General features: G+C 73.9%; 20 protein-coding genes. 11 read left to right on the top strand and 9 right to left on the bottom strand.

Annotated elements, in window-relative coordinates:
• Positions 1 to 103: 103 nt before the first annotated feature.
• Positions 104 to 463 (top strand): hypothetical protein, encoded by a 360-nt coding sequence (locus tag ACQPYD_RS06175; RefSeq protein ID WP_433700151.1) that lies wholly within the window; start codon positions 104 to 106, stop codon positions 461 to 463.
• Positions 464 to 705: 242 nt separating this feature from the next.
• Here ACQPYD_RS06175 and ACQPYD_RS06170 read toward each other — a convergent pair whose 3' ends face one another.
• Entirely contained in the window at positions 706 to 2,286 is a 1,581-nt protein-coding gene (locus ACQPYD_RS06170) for a nitrilase-related carbon-nitrogen hydrolase (protein ID WP_433700150.1), read from the bottom strand.
• A gap of 310 nt (positions 2,287 to 2,596) precedes the next feature.
• Here ACQPYD_RS06170 and ACQPYD_RS06165 point away from each other — a divergent pair, with 310 nt between their 5' ends.
• Entirely contained in the window at positions 2,597 to 3,769 is a 1,173-nt protein-coding gene (locus tag ACQPYD_RS06165; protein WP_433700149.1) for a histidine kinase, read from the top strand.
• On the top strand, positions 3,760 to 4,404 hold the full coding sequence (locus ACQPYD_RS06160) for a response regulator transcription factor (RefSeq protein ID WP_433700148.1): 645 nt from the start codon (positions 3,760 to 3,762) through the stop codon (positions 4,402 to 4,404). The genes ACQPYD_RS06165 and ACQPYD_RS06160 overlap by 10 nt, the downstream gene beginning before the upstream one ends.
• Positions 4,405 to 4,649: 245 nt before the next feature.
• On the opposite strand, the gene ACQPYD_RS06155 is transcribed toward ACQPYD_RS06160, so the two are convergent.
• A complete protein-coding gene (locus tag ACQPYD_RS06155) occupies positions 4,650 to 5,324 on the bottom strand; it encodes a lytic polysaccharide monooxygenase auxiliary activity family 9 protein (protein WP_267948503.1) in 675 nt (224 codons plus the stop codon).
• A gap of 354 nt (positions 5,325 to 5,678) precedes the next feature.
• Here ACQPYD_RS06155 and ACQPYD_RS06150 point away from each other — a divergent pair, with 354 nt between their 5' ends.
• The 5 genes from ACQPYD_RS06150 to ACQPYD_RS06130 all read left to right on the top strand — a co-directional run bounded on the left by ACQPYD_RS06150 (position 5,679) and on the right by ACQPYD_RS06130 (position 11,611).
• Positions 5,679 to 7,028, top strand: coding sequence for an MFS transporter (locus ACQPYD_RS06150; RefSeq protein ID WP_433700147.1), 1,350 nt, complete (start codon positions 5,679 to 5,681; stop codon positions 7,026 to 7,028).
• A gap of 431 nt (positions 7,029 to 7,459) precedes the next feature.
• A complete protein-coding gene (locus ACQPYD_RS06145; protein ID WP_433700146.1) occupies positions 7,460 to 8,845 on the top strand; it encodes a glycoside hydrolase family 6 protein in 1,386 nt (461 codons plus the stop codon).
• Positions 8,846 to 9,040: 195 nt separating this feature from the next.
• On the top strand, positions 9,041 to 10,165 hold the full coding sequence (solA, locus tag ACQPYD_RS06140; protein ID WP_433701972.1) for an N-methyl-L-tryptophan oxidase: 1,125 nt from the start codon (positions 9,041 to 9,043) through the stop codon (positions 10,163 to 10,165).
• A 102-nt stretch (positions 10,166 to 10,267) separates the two neighbouring features.
• Positions 10,268 to 11,074 (top strand): SDR family oxidoreductase, encoded by an 807-nt coding sequence (locus tag ACQPYD_RS06135; protein ID WP_433700145.1) that lies wholly within the window; start codon positions 10,268 to 10,270, stop codon positions 11,072 to 11,074.
• Between the two features lie 105 nt (positions 11,075 to 11,179).
• Positions 11,180 to 11,611 carry a VOC family protein gene (locus ACQPYD_RS06130; protein WP_433700144.1) on the top strand — a complete coding sequence of 144 codons (432 nt, stop codon included), beginning with the start codon at positions 11,180 to 11,182 and terminating at the stop codon, positions 11,609 to 11,611.
• 25 nt (positions 11,612 to 11,636) lie between these two features.
• Here the strand turns inward: ACQPYD_RS06130 and ACQPYD_RS06125 are convergent, their stop codons facing one another.
• Positions 11,637 to 12,755: a winged helix DNA-binding domain-containing protein gene (locus tag ACQPYD_RS06125; RefSeq protein ID WP_433700143.1), complete on the bottom strand. Its 1,119-nt coding sequence runs from the start codon at positions 12,753 to 12,755 to the stop codon at positions 11,637 to 11,639.
• Positions 12,756 to 12,894: 139 nt separating this feature from the next.
• Here ACQPYD_RS06125 and ACQPYD_RS06120 point away from each other — a divergent pair, with 139 nt between their 5' ends.
• Complete coding sequence (locus tag ACQPYD_RS06120; RefSeq protein WP_433700142.1) at positions 12,895 to 13,257, top strand: antibiotic biosynthesis monooxygenase family protein; 363 nt, start codon at positions 12,895 to 12,897, stop codon at positions 13,255 to 13,257.
• Between the two features lie 63 nt (positions 13,258 to 13,320).
• Here the strand turns inward: ACQPYD_RS06120 and ACQPYD_RS06115 are convergent, their stop codons facing one another.
• Positions 13,321 to 14,085 (bottom strand): class I SAM-dependent methyltransferase, encoded by a 765-nt coding sequence (locus ACQPYD_RS06115; RefSeq protein ID WP_433700141.1) that lies wholly within the window; start codon positions 14,083 to 14,085, stop codon positions 13,321 to 13,323.
• Positions 14,086 to 14,210: 125 nt separating this feature from the next.
• On the opposite strand from ACQPYD_RS06115, the gene ACQPYD_RS06110 reads away from it, so the two are divergent.
• On the top strand, positions 14,211 to 15,434 hold the full coding sequence (locus tag ACQPYD_RS06110) for a benzoate/H(+) symporter BenE family transporter (protein WP_433700140.1): 1,224 nt from the start codon (positions 14,211 to 14,213) through the stop codon (positions 15,432 to 15,434).
• A gap of 34 nt (positions 15,435 to 15,468) precedes the next feature.
• Here ACQPYD_RS06110 and ACQPYD_RS06105 read toward each other — a convergent pair whose 3' ends face one another.
• Both ACQPYD_RS06105 and ACQPYD_RS06100 read right to left on the bottom strand, forming a co-directional pair.
• Complete coding sequence (locus ACQPYD_RS06105) at positions 15,469 to 16,224, bottom strand: nucleotidyltransferase domain-containing protein (RefSeq protein WP_433700139.1); 756 nt, start codon at positions 16,222 to 16,224, stop codon at positions 15,469 to 15,471.
• Between the two features lie 67 nt (positions 16,225 to 16,291).
• On the bottom strand, positions 16,292 to 17,503 hold the full coding sequence (locus ACQPYD_RS06100; protein WP_433700138.1) for a DUF418 domain-containing protein: 1,212 nt from the start codon (positions 17,501 to 17,503) through the stop codon (positions 16,292 to 16,294).
• A gap of 151 nt (positions 17,504 to 17,654) precedes the next feature.
• Here ACQPYD_RS06100 and ACQPYD_RS06095 point away from each other — a divergent pair, with 151 nt between their 5' ends.
• Entirely contained in the window at positions 17,655 to 18,377 is a 723-nt protein-coding gene (locus ACQPYD_RS06095; RefSeq protein ID WP_433700137.1) for a TetR/AcrR family transcriptional regulator, read from the top strand.
• A gap of 69 nt (positions 18,378 to 18,446) precedes the next feature.
• Here the strand turns inward: ACQPYD_RS06095 and ACQPYD_RS06090 are convergent, their stop codons facing one another.
• From ACQPYD_RS06090 to ACQPYD_RS06080, 3 genes are all read right to left on the bottom strand, one after another.
• The gene (locus ACQPYD_RS06090) at positions 18,447 to 20,096 is read right to left on the bottom strand and encodes a BCCT family transporter (protein WP_433700136.1); all 1,650 of its coding nucleotides are present in this window, start codon (positions 20,094 to 20,096) and stop codon (positions 18,447 to 18,449) included.
• A gap of 435 nt (positions 20,097 to 20,531) precedes the next feature.
• Complete coding sequence (locus ACQPYD_RS06085; RefSeq protein ID WP_267948492.1) at positions 20,532 to 21,416, bottom strand: alpha/beta fold hydrolase; 885 nt, start codon at positions 21,414 to 21,416, stop codon at positions 20,532 to 20,534.
• A gap of 350 nt (positions 21,417 to 21,766) precedes the next feature.
• Complete coding sequence (locus ACQPYD_RS06080; protein ID WP_433701971.1) at positions 21,767 to 22,585, bottom strand: aldo/keto reductase; 819 nt, start codon at positions 22,583 to 22,585, stop codon at positions 21,767 to 21,769.
• Between the last annotated feature and the right edge of the window lie 18 nt (positions 22,586 to 22,603).

Genomic DNA, 22,603 nt, shown 5'->3' with positions numbered 1-22,603 from the left:
CAGAAAACCGTGCCCCAGGACGACCATCCGGCACTCGACCCCCTTACCAAGGCCTTATCCGTCCTGGGTAAGGGGCCGGGGCAACCTATGAAGTGAGAGAGCGATGTTCGACGACCTGATCGGTTGGTTCAAGGGACTCTTCGGCGGCGCCGCCGAGGAGGTGACCCAGGGGGTGACCGACACCCTGGAGGGCGCGGGCGTGGACACCGCCGCCGAGTCCGCGCAGGCCTTCGGCGAGGAGGCCTACGGCGGCGCGGTCGAATCGGCGCAGGCCTTCGGCGAGGAGGCCTACGGCGGCGTGGCCGAGGAGGCCCAGGCCTACGGCCAGGAGGCGCTCGGCGGGGTCACCGAGACCGTCGAGGGGGTCCAGGGCCAGGCCGAAGCGATCGGCGGCGTCATCGAGGACCCGGGCGCCGCGGCGGCCGACGCCGCACGCGACCAGTTCTACGGCAACAACGGCTGACCTCGCGCCCTCCCGCCCCGGGAGGGCGCCCGTGCAGGCCTCCCGCGTCCCGGGACCCGGTATCCGGGTCCCGGGACGCGGCGCGCGGGCGGTGGCGTGCCCCCGCGCACCGCGTGTCCGGCCCCGTGTCCGAGCCGCGGGCCGGACCGCCGACCGAGGCCGGGCGGCCGGGTGCCGGAGGGGCCGCCCGGCGGGGCCGGGCGCCCGGCCCCGGTCGGAGGACGACCCGCGCCCCCGGCAGCTCACCTTTCCCGGACGGCGCCCCGGGGTACGGCTCCGCGCCCGTCCGGGCCTCGCCCTCCGGAGGCGGCCGACGGCCCCCTCCGGGCCCCGGTGCGCCTGCGTCCGGTGGCGGCCAGCACCAGGAGCCCCGCCAGGCACGACCACGCGAAGGCGTCACCGATCCGGGAGTAGACCGTGGTCACCCCCTCCCGGGGCACGTACGCCACCATGGTCTGCTGCCCTGAGGTGAAGTAGTCGGTCGTGGCCAGGGTCCGGCCCTGGTGGTCGGTCGCGTTCGACCGCCCCCTGCTCGCCTGTCTGAACAGGGACGCCCCGTTCTCCACGGCGCGGAACACGGCGTTGCGCGCGTGCATCTCCTTGATCCCCTCCCAGGTGTTGGCGCCCACGAGGAGGACGTCCGCGTCTGCGGCGCCGGCCTGCCGAACGAGTGACGGGAAGTCGCCGTCGTAGCAGATGGCGGTGGCCAGCCGGCCCGCGGGCGTGTCGGCGACCGGGATGACGCCGTCTCCGGCCTCGTAGGGTTCGAGCACCGGGATGGGGCGGCTCTTGTCGTAGGTCCACGCGACGTCGCCCTCGGGGGTGACCATGACCATCTGGTTGCGAAGGTGCGGTGCGTCCTCGGTGTAGACCGACATCCCCGCGTTGACGTACACACCGTGCTCCTCGGCGACCGCGCGCACGCGGTCCACCAGGTGCTCCCTGTCGGCCTCCAGGGTGAACGCGGCGGACTCCGGCCACAGGACGACCTCCGCGCCGGCCCCGGCCTCGCGCTCGGTTCCGGCGAGGAGGTCGTCGTTGACGGGGGCGAAGCGCCCGCGCATCTCCTCGGGGTCGGCCGCGACGATCGCCTCCAGCGAGTCGTACTCGCGGAAGGTCGGGACGACCTCCTCCCAGGCGCCCTCGGAGGCGGTGACCCCGGCGATGCGCACCGTGTCCGACTCGGGCGGCGCGAACACCAGGCGGGCCCCGCCCGCGGTCGCGACCAGCGCGACCGCGCCGACGGCCCCGGCGGCGACCGAGCGGGCTGCCCGGTCGGAGAGGCCCCGCTCCCAGAGCAGCGCGGCGGCCGACGCCGTCCAGGCGACCAGGAAGCTCACCCCGAAGACGCCGGTCACCGACGCCACCTGGATGAGGGGGAGGTTCGCGGCCTGCGTGGCGCCGAGGACCCCGTGAATGGTCCCGAAGGGGGTGCCGACGGCAACCGCGAACTCCACGGCGACCGTGGCCAGCGGGAAGACCAGGGAGGCCCGCCACGGGCGGTGCTCCCCCAGCCGGAGTGCCAGGAGCCGGTCCAGGGCGAAGGGGAGCGCACCGGCCAGGGCGAGCGGAAGCGCGAGCAGGAGCAGCGGCGGGGAGAGCAGATCGGCGAGGGCGAGCCAGACGAGGGTCACGGCGGCGGAGGAGCCGAGCACTCCGAGAAGGGCGGGAAGCGGTCGGCCGGTGCGCGCGAACCTCAGCAGCAGGACCGGGTGGACCCAGGCGAGCAGGGCGATGTCCCACGCGGCCTGCATCGCGAAGAGGGAGAGGACGGTGCCGGCGAGCAGCCAGGCGAGGCGGAGGAGGGGAGGGCGGGTGTTCACTGGTTCCACCGTTCGGTGCGGGGCGACAGGGGTCGGACTGCTGTGGTGCGTCTGCGCCAGGTCTGGCCCCACGAACGCTACGGAACGGCGGTGCCCCGGCCCATGGGTTGTTCCGCCCGGTTCCCTGGGCGACCCGCCACCCCCGGAAATGCGGTGTCCCGCAGTACCCCGGGCGCCCCACCGGTCGCTACTCTCCGAACGGGCTCCCGGCGCTCCGGGCGCCCGTGGAGGACCGCGTTCCCAGGTGCGCGGCCCCGCGGCCCGGGGCACCGCTCCCGAGGGCCGGTTCCGGCGAAGAGGGAGGACGGACGTGACCACGGACGACGGGACGCGGCCCGACGGGCACGGCGCCCGGCGGCACGGTTGGACCCTGGCGCTCGCGGGCGCCGCCGCCGGCACGGCGACGGCCGGGGCCGCCGCGGTCCTCCTCGCCCTCCTCCTGGCGGCCTCCGTCACGGCCCTCCCGTTCCTCGCGCGTCCCGCGGCCCGGACCCGGTCGGCCCGCGCCCTCGGTGCGGCCGTCCGACCGCTGGTCGCCCTGGAGCGGCGGCGCCTGGCGGCGCTGTTCGGCGTCGAGATCGTCGGCCGGCCCGGGACGGCCCGCTCCCTGGCCTATCTGGCGGCCCGCTGCCCCGTGGGACTCTTCGGCGGGCTGGTGCTGGCGTTCCTCCCCGCGGGCCTCTACCTGGTGGCGTCCCCGTTGGAGGTGCTCGACGGGAACGATCCGGCGATCGTGCCCGTCGGCCTGGCGCTCGTCTACCTGAGCGCGCAGGGAACCGTGGGCCTGGTGGGCACGGAGAGCTGGCTGGCACGCCGGTTGCTCGGCCCCAGCCGCCAGGACCTCATGGAGGAGCGGATCGGGGTGCTGGTGGCGACCCGGGCCGGGGTCGTCACGGCCGTGGACGAGGAGCGCCGCCGGATCGAACGCGATCTGCACGACGGCGTCCAGCAGCGGCTGGTCCTGCTGGGCATGGCCCTGGGCCGCGCGCGGCGCGACCCGGGCTCGGAGAAGGGCCGGGCCCTGGTGGAGCAGGCGCACGAGGAGACCCGGAACGCGCTGCGCGACCTGAAGGAGGTCGCCTGGCGGGTCTATCCGGCCGCCCTGGCGGAGGAGGGACTGCGTGCCGCGCTCCACGGACTGGTGGGACGGTCGGCCCTGCCGATCGACCTGGAGTACCGCCTGTCGGCGGCCCCGCCCCCTGCGGTGGAGACGGCGGCCTACTTCGTGGTCGCCGAGGCGGTGACCAACGCGGTCAAGCACGCCGGGGCGCGACGCGTGGCCATACGGGTGTGGGAGAGGGACGACGGGGGGACGAGGTCGGTGGCGGTGCGGGTGAGGGACGACGGGGCGGGCGGGGCCGACCCCTCGGGAACGGGGCTGACGGGCCTGGCCGGCCGTGTGGAGGCGCTCGACGGCAGGCTGTCCGTGGACAGCCCGGCCGGCGGACCGACGACGGTCACCGCGGAGGTCCCGTGCGGGTGATCGTGGCCGAGGACTCGGCCCTGCTGCGTGAGGGACTCGTGCGGCTCCTGGAGGACGAGGGACACCGGGTCATCGCGTCGGTCGGCGACGCGGACGCCCTGCTGGCCGCTGTCGCGGAAGAGGCCCCCGACGTCGCGGTGGTGGACGTGCGCATGCCCCCCACCCATACCGACGAAGGGCTGCGCGCGGCGGTGCGCATCCGGCGGGAACGGCCCGGCGTGGGCGTGCTCGTGCTCTCGCAGTACGTGGAGAAGCGCTACGCCACCCGCCTGTTCAGCGAGAACACCACCGGGGTGGGGTACCTGCTCAAGGACCGGGTGGTGGAGGTGGACGAGTTCCTGGAGGCCATGGCCAGAGTGGGCGGGGGCGGCGCCGCCTTCGACCCGGAGGTCGTGCGGCAGCTGCTGGCGGGAAGCAGCCGCCAGGACCCCCAGGGGCGCCTGACCGGTCGTGAGCGGGAGGTGATGGACCTGATGGCGCAGGGGCACACCAACCCGGCGATCGCCGCGCGGCTGTTCGTGTCGCAGAGCGCGGTCGAGAAGCACGCGAACGCGATCTTCGACAAGCTGGACCTCGGTGACACCGCGGGGTACAGCCGCCGCGTCCTGGCGGTGCTCCGCTACATCGGCGCGTGAGGCCCCGTGCCCGCGCCGCGGGCCGGACCGCCGGGCGGCCGGGTGCCGGAGAGACCGCCCGGCGGGGCCTGGCGCCCGGCCCCGGTCGGAGGCGGGTACGACGGGCCCGGTCGGTCGGGGGTCCCGCGGTGGTCGGGCCCGTCGGGTGCGGGGGGCGGCCTCCGGGGACGGCGGCCGCGGGCCGGAGCGCCGGGGGCCGACGGCCCCCGAGCCCCGACCGGCCGCCGCCCCCGGCGCGGGAGCGGTCAGCCGAAGGTGACGTCGCTGCACAGGTAGTACACCTGGTCGGCGTGCGAGGCCTTCCAGATCGTGAAGACGACGTGGTCGCCGGTGCGGCCCGACGTGCTGACGTCGATCAGGTAGTCGTTTCCGGGCGGGTAGGACCCGGTCTCCTCCACCAGTTCGAGGTCGTCCCAGGCCAGGGACTGCGTGGCCGGGTCGAAGCCCTGCTCGGTGACGTAGACCTGGAAGTAGTCCGCGCCGTGCGAGGCCTGGTCGTACAGGTGGATGGTGAAGTCGTCGGCGACGTCGGTGGTCCGCCACGCCCCGGGGGTGTCCATCGAGTCGTAGCGGCCCCCCTCGGTGTTCCCGCCGCTGCACAGGGTCCCGTCCGGGACCTGGCCCTGGTGGTCCCCGCCGACGTTGTCGCGGTAGAGGCCGTTCCAGTTCCACATGGCGTTGGGGTTGTCCTGCCACGCCTGCCAGCACATGGGGTCTTCCTGCTCCATTGCGGGGTTCTGGAAGTCGTCCCCCCAGCGCTCGAAGCAGCCGTAGTTGCGGGAGGCGGGGTCGACGACCGAGCCGTGCGCCGACGCGGGCGCGGCCAGCGCGGTCAGTCCGAGCAGGGGGACGGACGCCAGCACGAGTGCGCGTCCGAACCAGCGGGAGTTGCCGTTGGTCTCGTGGGTCTTGCCGTTCATTGCGTTCTCCATCGTTGTCGGCTGGACCAGCCGATCGACGGGAGCGCTCCCAATCGGTGTGTTACCCACCGGGGCGGACCCGAAACGGAGCGCCGGAAAACCTGTGGATCCGAGCTCCCCCCGGGGTTACGGTGGCGCGGAACGAGGCCGCCCGAACGGAATGAGGACACCGATGCGCACCATCGCCGCGAACCAGGTCCCCGCCCCCGCCCGGAAGACGTACCGCCGGTAGTCCGGGCCGGGCGCCGCCCGGCACGACCGGAACCGCAGGGCGTCCCCGCCGGGGGCAGGCCGGACCGCTCCGCCGTCCGCCACGCGCCGACCGGCGCGTTCGCCGTGCCCCGGGAGTCCTCCGTGCCCCTGTTCCGCCGTCCCCGCCGCGCCCTCCGACGTTCCCGACCGGGACCCGCCCGGCCCCGGCTCCCCCGCCGGGCCCGCCCCGGCCCGTCGCACCCCGCCGGTCCGCTCCGCCGCGCCCGACCGGACCGGCCCCGCCTCGGCCCCGCGTTCACGCGCCTGTGGTGGGCCTCGGCCCTGACCAACCTCGGGGACGGCGCCCTCGCCGCCGCGGGACCGCTGCTCGTCGCGTCCCTGTCCTCCTCCCCGGTCGCCGTCGCCGCCGCAGCAGCGGCCCAGCTCCTGCCCCACCTCCTCTTCTCACCGGCCTCGGGCGCCCTGGTCGACCGGTGGCCCCGCCGCGGCGTGCTCCTCGCGGCGAACCTCGCCCGCTGCACCGTGCTCGCCCTGCTCGCCGCCGCGCTCCTCTCCGGCGGCACAAGTGTGTGGCCGCTCTACCCGGCCCTGTTCGCCCTGGGCGTCGGCGAGTCCCTCGCCGACACCGCGTACGGCTCCCTGGTGCCGTCCGTGGTCCACCGCGACTCGCTGGGCAGGGCCAACGCGCGGCTCGCCCTGACGTTCTCGCTCAACAACCAGCTGCTCGGCCCGCCCCTGGGCGCGCTGATGTTCGCCATGGCATGGGCGCTCCCCTTCGGCTTCGACGCCCTCGCCCACCTGCTGGCGGTGGCGGTCCTCCTGCGCATGGCGCCGGTCCGGCCGTCGCCTCCGGACGGGAGCCGCCCCGGCTCCCCCCGCCCGACGCGGACCACGCTGCGGCAGGAGATCGGCGAGGGCCTGTCGTTCGTCCTCGGCTCTCCGGGGCTCCGCGTACTGTGCGGCTGCATCCTGGTGATGAACCTGGCGGGCGTCGGCGCCTTCGCGGTCTGGGTGCTCTACGCACGGGAGCACCTGGGGCTGTCCGAAACGGGCTTCGGGCTGTTCGTGGCGGCGGGAGCCGTGGGCGGCATCGCGGGCTCCCGGGCGTACGGGTGGCTGGAGCGCCGAGTGGGCCGGACGTCCCTGCTCCGCTGGGGCCTCGCGGTGGAGGCCCTCACCTACCCGGCCCTGGCACTCACCACGAACCCCCTGGCGGCCGGCGCCGTCATGGTCGTGTTCGGGGTCCACACCGTGGTGTGGGGAACGGCCGCCACGACCGTTCGCCAGCTGCTCACCCCGGACCGCCTGCTGGGCCGCGTGGGAGGTGTGTACCGGCTGGCCGACCTCGGCGGGGCCGCCCTGGGCGCGGTGTTGGGCGGGCTCGTCGCGGAGGGTGTGGGCCTGTTGGCCCCGTTCTGGCTCGCGGCGGCAGCGGTCGGCCTGCTCTGCGTGATCTCCTGGAAACCCCTGGTTATTACTGAACAGTTGTGAACCAGATCACCACCTGGACATTCGCCGAACAGGGACAGCGTCCCAGAAACCCCGTGGACATTTGGTGTTTACATATCACCATTGGAGAGCTACGGTTCTGAAAAGCGTTCCGGAATAATCACCCCCCGTAACCACATACGGAACGCCCTTCGCACCCCTTGCCCAGACAACGCCACCCACCATTCCCGCTTACGACTGGGAGCGCTCCCACCCCCCTTCCGGTCACCATCCCCCCGTTTCTCCCACCTTTTTCCAGGAGAAACACGAACGATCAACCGCCAGCCTTGCCCCGGATCTCAGGCCCGCCCATGCCCCGCTCACCACCATGAACACCACCTCTCCCCAGCCGCCGGTCCGCCGGGCGCCGTGACGCGCCCGGCGAGCCGCACACTCCTTCTGGTCACCCGCTCCCCATGAGGAAGAAAAACACCATGAGAAATTCCCCCCGCGACAAGCAACGAACTCCGTGGGCACGGCGCGGCCTCGCCACCGCTGCCGGACTGGCACTTACCGCCTCTCTCACGGTCGCCGCCACCAGTGCTTCCGCCGCCGAACGCGTGGACAATCCGTATGAGGGCGCGGATGTGTACGTGAACCCGATCTGGTCGGCCAACGCGGCCTCCGAGCCGGGCGGGGACGCGATCGCGGACCAGCCCACGGGTGTGTGGCTGGACCAGATCAGCGCGATCGAGGGCAACGACAGCCCGACCACCGGGTCGATGGGCCTGCGCGAGCACCTGGACGAGGCGGTGGTCCAGGCCGCGGGCGAGCCGCTGGTCTTCCAGGTGGTGATCTACAACCTGCCCGGCCGCGACTGCGCGGCGCTGGCCTCCAACGGCGAGCTGGGGCCGGACGAGATCGACCGGTACAAGGAGGAGTACATCGACCCGATCGCGGAGATCCTGGCCGACCCGGCCTACGCGGACCTGCGGATCGTGACGACGGTGGAGATCGACTCGCTGCCCAACCTGGTCACGAACGTGTCCCCGCGCGAGACGGCCACGCCCGAGTGCGACGAGATGCTGGCCAACGGCAACTACGTGGAGGGTGTGGGCTACGCCCTGGCGCAGCTGGGCGCGATCGACAACGTCTACAACTACGTGGACGCGGGCCACCACGGCTGGATCGGCTGGGAGGACAACTTCTCGGCCTCGGCGGCGCTGTTCTACGAGGCCGCCAACGCCGCGGGCGCCACCCCCGACGACGTGCACGGGTTCATCGCGAACACGGCCAACTACTCGGCGCTGGTGGAGGACAACTTCTCGATCGACCAGACCGTCGCCGGAACGCCGGTGCGGCAGTCGCAGTGGGTGGACTGGAACCAGTTCACCGACGAGCTGTCCTACTCCCAGGCGCTGCGCGAGGAGCTGGTCTCGCAGGGGTTCGCCTCCGACATCGGGATGCTGATCGACACCTCCCGCAACGGGTGGGGCGGACCGGACCGCCCCACGGGCCCCGGCCCCGAGACCAGCGTGGACGCCTACGTGGACGGGGGCCGCTACGACCGGCGGATCCAGTCGGGCAACTGGTGCAACCAGTCGGGCGCGGGGCTGGGCGAGCGCCCGCAGGCCTCTCCCGAGCCGGGCATCGACGCCTATGTGTGGATGAAGCCCCCGGGTGAGTCCGACGGCTCCAGCGAGTTGATCCCCAACCCCGAGGGCAAGGGCTTCGACCGCATGTGCGACCCGACCTACGAGGGCAACCCCCGCAACGGGTACAACATGAGCGGCGCGCTGGCCGACGCCCCGATCTCGGGGCACTGGTTCTCGGCCCAGTTCCAGGAGCTGCTGGACAACGCCTACCCGCCGCTGGACTGATCCGGCCCCTCCCCCCGGCGTGCGCCGCGGGGGACCGCCGAACAGGACGCCCGTCCACCCAGGGGGTGGGCGGGCGTCCGCCACGGCCTGGGATCATGGGCCGGGGCCTTCCCCCGGAGGCCCGGAACCGGATCGGGGAGGAACCGCGTGGCGAACCTGCTGGAGACCGACACCGTCGTGGTCGGCCTGGGGGCCATGGGGGCGCAGGCCCTGTGGCGCCTGGCCCGGTCCGGCGTCGACGCCGTCGGGGTGGAGCAGTTCACCCCCGGCCACGACCGGGGTTCCAGCCACGGGGAGTCCCGCATCATCCGCACCGCCTACCTGGAGGGCGCCGAGTACGTGCCGTTCGTCCGAGCGGCCTGGCGCGCCTGGTCGGAGCTGGAGGAGGCGTCCGGGGAACGGCTCGTGCTGCGCACCGGGGCGCTGATGGCCGGAGCGCCGGACAGTGCCGCCGTCGCCGGGTCGCTGGCCGCGGCCCGGCACCACGGCCTCTCCTACGAACTGCTCTCCGCCGACGAGGTCCGCACCCGCTTCCCCGGCCACCGGCTGCGCACGGGCGAGGTCGGCGTGTTCGAGGAGGACGCCGGCGTGGTCCTGCCCGAGGCGTCGATCCTGGCGGCCGTCCGGCTCGCCGGGGCGGCGGGGGCACGGGTGCTCACCGGGGCCGTGGCGACCCGGATCGAACCGGATCCGGACCGGCCCCGCGTGGTGGTGGGCGACACCGTGATCCGCGCCCGGAGGGTCGTCGTCACCGCCGGCGCGTGGCTCCCCTCGCTGGTGCCCGAGGTGGCCGGCCTGGGCGGGGGGATCACGGTCGAGCGGCGGGTGCTGGGCTGGTTCCGCACCACCGGTGACCCGGCCGCGCACGTGGCCGGCCCGGTGTTCGCCCGGGACGGGGACGACTGCACCTGGTACGGGTTCCCGAGCCTGGACGGGGGCCGGACCGTCAAGATCGGCGTGCACGCCGAGGCCCCCGGCCCGAGGCGCGAGGGGGCCCAGTGGGGCGAGCCGGTGGACCCGGACGCGGGGCCGCGCGAGCCCGACCCCGCCGACGCCCGCAGGCTCGGCGCGCTGGCCTCGGGGCTGCGCGGCGTCGAGGCCCTTCCCGAGCGCATGGCCTCCTGCATGTACACGATGACGTCGGACGAGCACTTCGTCATCGGCCGGCGCAGGGAGCTTCCCGGGCTGGTGCTCGCCGGGGGCTTCTCCGGGCACGGCTACAAGTTCGCGTCCGCCGTCGGCAAGGCCCTGGCCGACCTGGCCGGGGACGGCCGGACCGACCTGCCGATCGGCCTGTTCGACCCGCACCGCTGGGACTGACGCGGGCGCCGGGGAGGGCTGGGCCGGCCGCTCGGGGCTCGCCGTGCGATCATCGCTCACACGCGCGGCGCGAGCGCGCCGACCCCTCCCGGAAGGACCGCCATGAACCGTCCCACCGTCCAGCGGACCGCGCTCGTCACCGGCGCGTCGTCGGGTATCGGCGCGGCCGTGGCCGCCGCACTGGTCCGGCGCGGCTACCGCGTGTACGGCACCAGCCGCAGACCCGGGTCGGTGGCCGAGCCGGTGTCGGGCGTGGAGTACCTGGCCCTCGACCTGGCCGACGAGGCGTCGGTCCAGGCGTGCGCCTCCGCCGTCGGCGACGTGGACGTGCTGGTCAACAACGCCGGTGAGAGCCAGAGCGGTCCGTTCGAGGAGTTGCCCCCGGACGCCGTGGAGAGGCTGTTCCGGATCAACGTGTTCGGGGCCGTGCGGCTCACCCAGCTCCTCCTCCCGGGGATGCGCGGGCGCGGGTACGGCCGGGTGGTCATGGTGGGGTCGATGCTGGCGAGCTTCCCCCTGGCGTACCGGTCGTCCTACGTCGCGTCGAAGGCGGCGGTCAAGGGGTTCGCCGACGCCCTGCGCCGCGAGGTGTCCCCGTTCGGGGTGGGGGTGGCCACGGTGGAACCGGGGTCGATCAACACCGGTATCAGCGAGCGGCGGACCCAGTACCTGCGCGACGGTTCCCCGTTCGCGGGCGAGTACCGCACCATGCTCACCGCGCTCGACGCCAACGAGTCGGCCGGGATCTCCGCGGGCCGGGTCGCCCGGACCGTCGTGCGGGCGATCGAGGCGGACCGGCCGCGGCCCCTGTACGCGGTCGGCAGCAACGCGCCGGTGGTGTTCGCGCTGCGCAGGCTCTTCCCCCGTTCGCTCGTCCTCGCCGTGGTCGCCCGCAAGCACGGTCTGTAGGCGGTCGGCCCGCCGTGCCGGAGCGCGACCGGGCGGGGCGCACGGGACGCGGCGCCGGGATCCGGGATGATGGGGAGCCCGCGACCGCGACCCGAGGAGCACGCCATGAGGCAGCAGGTCCACTTCGTCACGCTCGCCACCCCCGACCTGGAGGCGGCCCGCCGCTTCTACCGTGACGGGCTCGGCTGGGAGCCGCTCATGGACGTCCCGGACGAGATCGTCTTCTTCCAGGTCGCCCCGGGGCAGGTGCTGGGCCTGTTCGACGCGGAGAAGTTCGACCGGGACCTGGGGCTGCCGCCCGGGTCCTCGGGGCTGTCCGGGGTGACCCTGTCGCACAACGTCGACGGCCCCGAGGAGGTCGGGCGGACCGTGGACGCGATGGCCGCGGCGGGCGGGACCGTGCTCAAGAGTCCGCGGCGGGGCGAGTTCGGGGGCATCTTCCACGCGCACGTCCGGGACCCCAACGGGGTGGTGTGGGAGGTCGCGCACAACCCGGGGTGGAGCGTGGACGCCTCGGGGCGGGTGGTTCTCGGCTGACCCCGCTCCGGGCGTCCGCCACCGGTCAGGGGTCCAGGGGCCGTAGCCTGAGCCCGTGGCCGTCGGCGTCGGCCGCCGCGAGGCCGAGCAGGCGTTCGCCCTCCTCCGCGACCGCATCCTCCTCCGCCGGGGTCAGCGGGGTGAACAGTCGCACGTCCAGCACCGCGCGGTCCCTCCCGCCTCCCTCTGCGCGGGAACGGCCCCTGGGCCGCTCGAGCCGCCACAGGCCCCGCACGAAACCGTCCACGGTCAGCGGCGCCTCCACCACGAGGTACGGTCGGCGGTCGTCCTCGACGATGCGGGACCTGTCGTGGTGGCCGACGAGGACGTTGTCCAGGAGCGCCAGGAAGCGGACCGGCGCCGGGGTCGCGGGATCGGGCCGGGGCGCGTCGGGGAGGTCGAACAGCTCCCGCCCGTCCTCACCGCGGAACACGCACAGCCGGGGCCTGAGGCGGTCCACGACCGCGCCCAGCCGGGTCGCCCCGCTCCACGCCTGGACGTCCCGGACCGAGGCCGGGCCGAACGCCGCCAGGTAGCGCAGCACCAGATCGTCCAGGGAGGGGTCGTCTGCGAGCGGTCGGCCGAGCCACTGCTCCGCGAGGGCGAACGGGGTCGTTCCGCGCCGCCCCCACGTGCCGTCGGGCGGCGGGTGCAGCACGGGCAGGAGGCCCTGGACCGAGCGGGCGAGCCCGACCGGGTCGCGGCCGGGCCAGCGGTCGGCGAGGGCCCGGCCGAGTTCGGGTCGGGGCACGGGACCCGCGGTGAGGAGTCCGCGCGCCGCGTCCGCGAGTTCGCCCGTGTCCAGGCCCGCGGTGGCCTTCCCGAACGCGCCCCGCTGCCAGCGGAGCAGCATGGGCTGCAGGACGGGGCGCAGCCACAGGTAGTCGTCGGCGGCGACCAGGTGCTGGGTGCCCCGGAGAAGGGTCGCCCGGACGAGGTCGCGGCTGTGCAGCAGTCCGGCGAGGTCGCCGGCCCGAAAACCCTCGATCCGGGACCACAGGCCGAAGCAGGGCGGTTCGGGGTCCTGGGCCTGGAGCCCGACGAGTCGGCGCACCACGGCGAGTGCGGTGTCGTCGCCGCGTTCGAGGAGGAACTGGCGGGCCAGTGTCGCGCGGTTGAGTGCGCGTCGGTCGAGAGTGGTCACGGCTCCGACCCTAGGGGCGGTGGCGGTCGTCCTCTGTCCTCCACTCGCCCGGCCGTTGCCGCGGGGCCGACCGGCGCCGGGGAGGGGGGTGCCCTAGGTTGGGCGGTGAAGGTCGAAGTCAACGGTGGAGAGGTGCCGCGTGAGCAGCGTCGTCAAGTTCAACGTCCTGACCGTCCCCGAGGGTGCCGGGGCCACACTGGAGGAGCGCTTCGCCAAGCGGGCCGGGCTGGTGGAGAACCAGCCGGGGTTCGAGGAGTTCCAGCTCCTGCGCCCGGTCGAGGGCACCGACAAGTACCTGGTGTACACCCGTTGGCGCTCCGAGGAGGACTTCCGGAACTGGGTGGGCGGCCAGGCGTTCAAGCACGGGCACGCCCAGGCCGCCGCCGACGCGGGTCGGAGCGGCGAGGCGACCGGACACGGGCACGGGCAGGGCGGGCCGGCCGCGACCGGCAGCGAGATCTGGGGGTTCGAGGTCGTCCAGCACGTCAGGGCCGGCGCCTGAGCCACCGGACCGGCCCTCCGCGCCGGGCCGCGGCCGCGGAGGCCGGTCCGCCTGCGGGCGGCCTCAGCCCCGGGGCTTGCGGGCCTCGACGAGGAAGCGGGTCGTGGTCGCCGTGAACGCCCCCTCGCGCCGGATGTGCTCGTGCATGTCCAGGAGCCGTTCCCGGTAGGCGTCGACGGTGAACCCCGGCACCATCCAGATCACCTTGCGCAGGAAGTAGACGACCGCGCCGACGTCGAAGAACTCCGTGCGCAGCCGTTCCAGGCGCAGGTCGACGACGTCGAGCCCGGCCGCCCTGGCAGCCTCGCGCGCGTCGTCCGGGTGCCGGGACCGGCGGTCCTCCTCCGGGCGCGGTCCCAGGAAGAACTCCACCACCTCGAACACGCTCTCCGGCCCCACCTGCTGGGAGAGGTAGGTGCCGCCGGGGGCGAGCACGCGGGCGATCTCCTCCCACCACGTGGCGACGGGGTGCCGGGAGACCACCAGGTCGAACGCGCCGTCCGCGAACGGCAGCGGGCGGCCGTCCCCGGTCGCGACCACCGCGACGCCCCGCGGGTGGAGCAGCCGGGTGGCCGCGGCGACGTTGGGCGGCCAGGACTCGGTCGCCACCGCCGTCCTGGGGAGTTCGGGGACGCCGGCCAGCACCTCGCCTCCCCCCGTCTCGATGTCGAGGGCGGCGGACGCGCAGGCCATGCGCTCCCCCATCGTGCGCTGATAGCCCCAGGAGGGGCGCTGTTCGGTGGCCCGGCCGTCCAGCCACGAGAAGTCCCAGCCCTCCGTGGGCTCCGCCTCGGCCTCGGCCACGAGTTCGTCGAATGATCGTTCCATGGGTCCATCGTCCCCGGCGGCCCCGTCCGCGGCCACCGGGTTTCGGTCGCCGCCCGGCGGCGGACCCCGCCCTCCTCCCGCCCCGGCGGCGGCCCCGGGACGGCGGCCGGGCAGGATGGTCGACCATGAGAACCCTCGCCCGTCGCCTCGGAGGCGTCGCCCCCGTCCCCGCGGTCGCCGCCGGTCTGATCGCCGTCCTGGTCGGGGTGACCAGCTCGGCGGCGATCGTGTTCACCGCCGCCGAGGCCGCCGGGGCGTCCTCCGGGGAGATCGCCTCGTGGATGCTCGCCCTGGGCGTGGGCATGGCGGTGACCTGTGTGGGGCTGTCGCTGCGCTACCGGGCCCCCGTGGTCACCGCGTGGTCCACGCCGGGCGCGGCGCTGCTGGCGGTGGGCCTGGACGGGGTGACGATGGCGCAGGCCGTCGGGGCGTTCCTGTTCTCGGCCGCCCTGATCACCCTGAGCGGGGTCACCGGCTGGTTCGAGAGGGTGATGGACCGGGTTCCGGTCCCGCTCGCGGCGGGCCTGCTGGCCGGGGTCCTGCTCCAGTTCGGGGTCGGCCTCTTCACGAGCATGGAGGACGACTTCGCGGTGGTGGCCGCGATGTTCGCGGCGTACCTGCTGTCCCGGCGGTGGCTGCCGCGCTACGCCGTGATCCTGTCCCTGGCCGCGGGCGCGGCGGCCGCCGCCGCACGGGGGACCCTGGACCTGGGCGGGGTGCGGCCCGCGCTCGCCGCCCCGGTGTTCGTGGTGCCCGAGTTCTCGTGGCAGGTGCTGGTGAGCGTGGGCGTGCCGCTGTTCGTGGTGACCATGGCGTCCCAGAACCTGCCCGGGGTGGCGGTCCTGCGCAACGACGGCTACCGGGTGCCGGTCTCCCCCGTGATCGGGTGGACCGGGGCGACCAACATGGTGCTGGCCCCGTTCGGATGCTTCGGGATGAACCTGGCGGCGATCACCGCGGCCATCTGCACCGGTCCGCAGGCCCATCCCGACCCGGAACGCCGCTACCTCGCGGGGGTGTGGGCGGGGGTCTTCTACCTGTGCGTCGGCGTGTTCGGGGCGACGGTGGCGTCCCTGCTGGCCGCCCTGCCCGCCACCCTGGTCCTGGGGATCGCGGGGATCGGCCTGCTCGGGACGATCGGGGGGTCCCTGGCGTCCGCGCTGTCGGACGAACGGTCCCGGGAGGCGGCGGTGGTGACGTTCCTGGCGACGGCGTCCGGGTTCACGCTGCTCGGGGTGGGGTCGGCGTTCTGGGGCCTGGTCGCGGGCGTGCTGACGCTGGTGGTGACCGCCTCCCGGCGCGGAGCGCGCGGCGGGGAGGCCTCCCCCGGGCGGAGGCCGGGCGCGTGACCCCGCGGCCGGGGCCGGCCACGGCCGCCCCGCCTCAGGCCGTCGCGAGGATCCGGCCGGCCTCCGCCACCCCCGCGACGAGGTCCTGGGGGTCGGCGGTCATCCCGGCCACCACGAGGTCCACCTCCTCCAGCCCCGCCCGGGCCAGGAGCTCCTTGTCGTTGGTGACCCACTCCCCCCGGCCGGCCAGTACCGCGTGCGCCGTGTGGGAGGCCGCCTGGGCGACCAGGCCCGCGGTCTGGGCGACCCTGCCGCGGGGCGCGTGGTGGCGCTCGGCGTAGGCCAGGGTGGCGGAGGCCAGACCGCGCCAGACCGGCGGCGCGGACCGGCGCAGCGCCTCGGGGTAGTCGGGCCGGGGCAGGTCCCCGACGAGGACACGGCCGATCGCGAGTTCGGCGACGACGAGGTAGCTGGGGATGCCGACCAGGTGGAACATGAGCGGCTCCACCCGGAACCGGCCCGCGCCCGCCTCGGCGAGCTCGTGTTCGACGACGTCGAGGTCGCGGTAGTGCACGTCCACGGCCCGTCCGTCGATCCGCAGCCAGGCTCCGCCGTTGAAGACGCCGCCGCCCCAGTCCCCCGGCTCCGAGACCTCGCCGGGCCAGCCCGTGTCCCGCAGGTCCTGCGGGTCGAACCCGCCCCGGTAGTAGAGGGCCAGGTCCCAGTCGCTGTCCGGCCGGTGGGAGCCCCGGGCCCTGGAGCCTCCGAGGGCGACGGCCCGCACGGCGGGGAGGGAGGCGAGCCGGTCGGAGGTGGCGGCGAGGAAGCGCTCGTCGTCGGAAGTGGTCATCGGACCATCATCGTGCACCCCGACCGGCGGCCTCCACGGGATTTCCCGCGGCGGACGCGAGCCGTGCTCAGCCGCCGGAGCGCGCCTCCGCCGTCACGGTCGCGGCGCCGGAGCGGGGCTCCCGGTAGGTGCCCCACCGCAGGAGGCGTTCGGCGGGGCCGCGCGCCCCCGTGCGCCGCATGACGTCGGCGATCACCACGGTGGCCAGCCAGACGGCCGCGCCGACCAGGACCGAGCCGAGCCCGGAGAGGCCCGACGCCAGGCCGAGCGCGTACGGCGGGAACAGCACGGCCCACCCCGCCGACTGCAGGAGGTAGCACGTCATCGAGCGCTGGCCGGTGGCCGCCAGTGCCCGGACCACCGGGCCCCGCCGGTCGCCGAGGCGGACCGCGAGCAGGGCGATGAGCGCCGCGTAGCCGAAGCCGCCCGCGTAGCCGGTGAGCAGGTGCAGCCAGGCGAGACCGGTCTCGGCCGCGCCGGCGGTCTCCCAGAGCCCGGCCGAGGCCAGGCCGTACGGCAGGCCCCCCAGGACGGCGACGGGGATGCCGGCGAAGGCGCTCCGGCGCAGCAGGCCGAGGTGGAGCCCGGGCTCCTCCATGACGCGGCGGCGGGCCGCCCACACCCCCACGGCGAACGGGAACACCGACGTCATCAGGAGCATCGGGGTCATGACCGGCCACGTGAACAGCCGCGTCACCATGTCCGCCAGCGGGCTCCCGGTGAGGACCCCTCCCCCGGCGGCGGGGTCGGTGAAGGAGGGCACGGTGTTGAGGAAGGCGTAGACCAGCGTGCCGAGGGCCATCCAGGTGAACCCGTGGGCGAGCAGCCTCCGGTCTCCGACGTGGAGGAGCCCGGCGAACATGAGGGCGATGAGCCCGTAGACGGCGATGATGTCACCGAAGAAGAGCAGGACGGTGTGCAGGAGCCCGATGAGGACCAGCCAGCGCCCCCTTCTGCGGACCAGGGAGCGCACCCGCGGCCAGGGCTGCCCCTCGGCCACGCGGCGCAGGTGGACACGGGCGAGCCCGTAGCCGAACAGCGCGGCGAACATGGGGTAGCCGCGCCCCTCGGCGAACGTCATCACGAAGACCGTGGTGGCGGCGTCGAACGCCGCACCCGGCGCCTGCGGGTCGCCGCCGACCATCTCCTGGAAGACGTGGGCGTGCACGACGGCGATCACCAGCAGCATCACGCCGCGGGACAGGTCGGGCGCCAGGGACCGCCGGCTGAGCGGGACGCCGCCGGAGGCGGGGGCCCCGGGGGGAGGTGGGAGGGACACGGGAAGCTCCGTTCACGCCGCACGGGGGCAGGGCGGGGCCAGGTGGGTGGGGATTGGATACGATGGCGTATCCAACGACGTTTTTAAGATACGGCACCGTTTCTTGTTTGGGAAGTCGCTCCCCGGCCGGAAGCGGCCAGGGGAGGCAGGGGTGGCGGACGACGTGGTGCGGGACCGGGCCGGGGAGCGCACCCGCGGCCAGGAGGAGGACCCCTCCGGGGGCGGGGGCGCGCGGGACCGCCCGCGGCCGGACGCGCCCCGGGCCACGCGCAGGCGCGGGAGGGAACTGCTCGACGCGATCCACGAGGCGGTCCTCGCCGAGGCCGCCGAGGTCGGCCTCTCCCGTCTGTCCATGGAGGGCGTCGCCCGCCGCGCCGGTACCGCGAAGACCTCCCTGTACCGGCGCTGGCCCACCCCCGGCGACATCCTGATCGACGCGATGTACCACACCCTCCCGCAGGAGGTGCCCACGCCCGGGGCCGACGACCTGCGGGGGGACCTCGTCCGCGCCCTCATGCTCCTGCGGGGCGTCATGGTCGACGGCACCCGCGGGCAGGCGATGTTCGCCGTGGTCGCCGAGGCGCGGCACCACCCCGACCTGTACAGGCGGTTCACGGAGGAGGTGTTCGACGCGCGCGGCGGTCGCTTCACCCGCACCGTGCTGGAGCACTACGCCGATCGGGGCCGGATCGACCCCGACCGGGTCACGTCCCTCACCGTCGACATCGGCGAGGCCATGATGATCAAGTACGGCATGGACCACCAGGCCTTCCCCGACGAGGAGTACGTGGCCCGGATCGTGGACGAGGTGATCCTGCCGGCCGTCGGCCGGGACCCGCGCGACGGGCGGCCCCCGGGCGAGGACCCGGCGTAGGATCCGGCCGCCCGCGGCCCCGGGGCACGGCGGCCGGCCCGCCGGGGCGGGACCCCGGACCGGATCCGCTCACCCGCCGCGCCGCGCCCCGGTCCCCCCGCGGCGCCCCCGGGCGCGGACGGCGCCCCGCTTGTCGCGCCGGGCCATCCGGCGGGCCCGGGTGGCGAGCGGGATGTCACGCGCCCCCCGGGTCCCCGCCCCCTCCTCCGCCCGGAGGGAGCGCACGAGCCCGGCCATCATGAAGAAGCCGATCGCAAAGAACGGCAGGCCGAACACAATGATCGTCTGCTGCAGGGCGTCCAGGCCGCCCACGCCCGTCGCGGTGAGGACCGTCGCGGCGACCACGCCCTCGGCGACCCCCCAGAACACCCGCTGCCGGGTCGGGGTGACGGCGTCGCCCGAGCACAGCATGTCCACGACCAGGGACGCCGAGTCCGAGGACGTGGTGAAGAAGATGACCACGATGAGGATCGAGGCGGCCGAGACGAGCGTGGCCATCGGGAAGTGCTCCAGGAACGCGAACAGCGCGCCTGGTATGTCCTGCTCCACGGCCACCTCCCGCACCAGCCCGCCGCCCCGGTTCATCTCGATGTCGAAGGCCGACAGTCCGAAGACGCCGAACCACACGATGCTGAAGGCCGTGGGCAGGACGAGCACGCCGAACACGAACTCGCGGATGGTGCGGCCCTTGGAGATACGGGCGATGAAGATGCCGACGAACGGCGACCAGGTGATGGTCCACGCCCAGTAGAAGACCGTCCAGGCGCCCTGCCAGCCGGTGTTGCCGAAGGTGTCGTTCCAGAACGACAGCGGGACCAGCCGCTCCAGGTACACGCCCACGGTCTCGATGGTGCCCTTCGCCAGGTAGAGCGGGGAGGACGCCAGGAAGACGAACACCAGCAGGGCGACGGCGAGGACGACGTTGACCAGCGAGAGCCACTTGATCCCGACGTCGAGCCCCGAGGCCACCGAGGCGACCGCGACGGCCGTGACCACGGCGATCAGGACCAGTTGGGTGAGGCGGCTCTCCTCGATGCCGAACAGCGTGTTGAGGCCGCTGTTGATCTGCATGGTCCCCAGGCCGATGGTGACGGCCACGCCGAACAGCGTGCCGAGGACCGCGACGATGTCGACGGTCCTTCCCAGTGGACCGTCGATCCGGTCCCCGATGAACGGGTGGAAGACCGAACTGACCCGGAACGGCAGGCCCTTGCGGTACACGAAGTAGGCGAAGGCCAGCGCCGGCAGGCAGAAGATCGTCCAGGTGTGCAGGCCGAAGTGGTACAGCGTGAACCCCATGGCCTGCCGGGCCGCCTCCACCGACTCCGGCTCGACGTCGCCCTGGGGCGGGTCCGCGTAGTGGCTGATGGGCTCGGCCACGCCCCAGAACATGAGGATGCTGCCGATCCCGGCCGCGAAGAGCATGCAGAACCAGGCGAGGTTGCCGTACTCCGGCGCACTGCCCGGGGGACCGAGCCGCACACCGCCGTAGCGGCTGCACGCGATCCACACGAGAAAGGCGAGAAAGGACGTCACCCCGAGGATGTAGAGCCATCCGAGATGGGTCAGGATCCATTGCGAGGCGGTGCCGAAGACGGCGTCCACCGTGTCGGTGAAGACGATGGCGCACACCACGAAGACGACGGTCAGTGCGGCGGAGGTGAAGAAGATCGTCGGGTTCGTTTCGAGCCCGAGCACGTGTGCCAGTTTTTTCGACATGCACTGCCCTCTGGTGTTTCGGGTGCTTTCGGCGCGCGGGCGGGGCCGGGGGATCTCGGAGCGGCCCCGGGCAAGGATACGCACCGGGAAGGGCAGTTTCACCTGCGTTCATTTCATAGGAAATGACGTCGTTCCCGTTTTAAATAAAGGTTCCTGCCACACTGTGCTCTTGTAGAGCAAAACACCAGAAAAACACGAAAGGACGGCACCGTGCCGGGCCGCGAACGGGGAGGACGGCACCGGGCCGGGGCGCCGGGCGGCCGGGGGCGCGGCGGAGGGGCCGCCCGTCCGGCGGCGCGGCGCCGGAGGACGGGCGGAGGGAACCGGGGGTCGCGGGAGCGGCTCACGCGTCCGGCCCGCCGCGTTCGCGCGGGGGCGGGAGCGCGGCGGCGGGGCCGCGCCCGTGTGCGGCGGGAGGCCGCCACGGGGGGCGGGTCAGGCGTCGAGCCCGCGCAGCAGCTCGCACACCCTCTCGGGCTGCTCGTACAGCGACAGGTGGCCCGCGCCCTCGATCGTGTGGACCCCGGTGTTCAGGAACCGGCGGGCCGGCCCGTGCAGGCGCGCGGGGGAGAAGAAGGGGTCGTGCGATCCGGTCGCCACGGCGACCGGCGTGTCCGCCCAGGCGCGGAACTGCTCGCCGTGGAGCGGGTTGGGAGTGGTGCCCGTGCGGCAGTAGCGGGCCACCATGGTCAGCCACTCGGCCTCGGCGCGGCGCTCGGCGCACTCCTCCGCGGACGGGCCGCTGAGGAACTCGACGAGGCGACCGCTGGTCTGCTCGTTGGGGTGGATCATCCAGGGCAGCGTCGCGCGCATCGACTCCGAGCTGACACCGGCCGCGGTGAGCCCCGCGGGGTTGAGCAGCAGCATCCCCGCGACCAGCGGGGACGGGGTCGAGGCGAGCGCGATGGCGGCGCCGCGCGAGTGTCCCAGCACCAGGACGGGCCCGTCGGTGATCCGGGGCAGGAGCTCGTCCAGCCACGCGCCGTAGGTCTCGATCCTGGTCCCGCCGACCCGCTGGCTGCAGCTGAGGCCGGGCTGTCCGGGAACGTCGACCAGCAGCACCGGCCGGTCCGCGGACAGGGCGCGTGCGGCGGGGACCGTGGTGGCGGCGTTGAAGTTGGTGCCCGACAGGACCAGTACCGGGGTGCCGGCACCGCCTTCGGCGCGAAAGGCCTGCGTGCTCCCCAGACGGGTCTCCACAGGCGGAAGGGGCCCGAGTTCGGGCCACTGGCTCAGGGCTTTGTGGCACCAGGCGTGGACGGAGCGCTCGGCGTTCTCCGAGCGGTACACGCGTGCGGCACGAAGGGGGACGACGGTCATGGATCTGGTTTCGCGTAGAGGAGAGCTGGTGTCCGCCGTCGTATGTTTCCCGGCGCACCAGAGGGACTGTACGCCTCTGTTCGGCACCACGCCACTCGGGGGCGGCGCAGGTCCTGACCCGAGGCGTCCAGCAGGTCCATACCCCTTGCGGACCGGCCCCTGGGAAGGGTGTGGGCCGTGGTGCGCGCGCGTACCGCTTCGTCCGGTTCCGGCCATGCGCAAGGCGGGACGTTTACTTCACGCCCCAGCCGTTTCGTCCCATGAAAGACGCTCCCGGGCTGTTTCCACAGCCCGGGAGCGTCGGATGACCCCACCCCCGGGCCCGGTCACGGCCCCGGAGGAGACGGCTCTCAGCCGAGGGTGTCGGGGTCCGGACCGATCCGGCCGTCACGGTTCAGCGATCCGATCTTGTCCATGTCGTCACCGGACAGCTCGAAGTCGAAGACGTCGAAGTTCTCCCGGATCCGCGACGGGGTCACGGACTTGGGGATCACGACGTTGCCGCTCTGGATGTGCCAGCGCAGCACCGCCTGTGCGGCGGACTTGCCGTACGCGGCGCCGATCGCGCCGAGCACGGGGTCCTGCAGCAGGTCCTTGCCCTGGCCCAGAGGGCTCCACGCCTCGGTGACGACGCCGTGGCGGGCGTTGGCCGCCCGCATGGCCTCCTGGGAGAAGTAGGGGTGCAGCTCGATCTGGTTGACGGCCGGGACCACGTCTCCCTCCTCCACGACGCGGTCCAGGGTCGCGGCGGTGAAGTTGGACACCCCGACGGCCTTGGCCCGCCCCTCGGAGTGGATCCGCTCCAGGGCCTTCCAGGTCTCGACGTAGGCGCCCCTCGCCGGCGCGGGCCAGTGGATGAGGTACAGGTCGACGTAGTCCAGGCCGAGCCGGTCGAGACTGGCGTCGAAGGCCTTGAGCGCGTTGTCGTACCCCTGGTCGTCGTTCCACAGCTTGGTGGTGACGAACAACTCCTCGCGGGGGAGGCCCGACGCCGCGAGCGCACGGCCCGTACCGGCCTCGTTCTCGTACAGCTTGGCCGTGTCGATGCTGCGGTAGCCGCTCTCCAGGGCGGTCTCGACGGCGGCCTGGGCCGCGTCGTCGGCGACCTGCCAGACACCGAACCCGAGTTGCGGCATGGTGAGGCCGTTGTTCAGCGTGACGTACTGCATGGAAGCCTTTCCGTGGTC

It is taken from the genome of Nocardiopsis sp. CA-288880 (assembly GCF_050955985.1).
Taxonomy (GTDB): Bacteria; Actinomycetota; Actinomycetes; order Streptosporangiales; family Streptosporangiaceae; genus Nocardiopsis; species Nocardiopsis tropica.
Note: the sequence above shows the minus strand (reverse complement) of the source record. Positions and strands in the feature narration are given on the sequence as shown.